General features: G+C 61.7%; 1 protein-coding gene. It reads left to right on the top strand.

Features of this window, described 5'->3' with window-relative positions; all coding sequences use genetic code 11:
• On the top strand, nucleotides 1–363 hold a 363-nt coding region (locus AC1D0P_RS32290), incomplete at both ends, for a flavin reductase (protein WP_477680449.1).

Below are 363 nucleotides of genomic sequence, written 5' to 3'. Positions count from 1 at the left end.
GAACTGTCGGTGGCCGACGGCAAACTCTATCGCGATGCGATGGCGCGCTATGCGGGCCATGTGCAACTGGTCACGACTGCGTTCAACGGCCAAAGACGCGGCGTGGCGGTCACGGCTGCTTGCTCCGTGTCGGACAGCCCGCCGACCGTGCTCGTCTGCCTCAACCATGGCAATGAGAAGAACAAGATTTTTTTCGACAGCGGCATCTTCGCGCTCAATTCGCTGTCGTCGCACCATCAGGTGCTGAGCCACGCCTTTTCCGGGCTGGAAAAACTCTCGACCGACGAACGCTTCGCCAAGGGCAACTGGGACACGCTGGTGACCGGTGCGCCGGCGCTCGCCGACGCTATCGCTACCTATGAC

The sequence above is a fragment of the Polaromonas sp. P1_G2 genome, from assembly GCF_056405515.1.
Note: the sequence above shows the minus strand (reverse complement) of the source record. Positions and strands in the feature narration are given on the sequence as shown.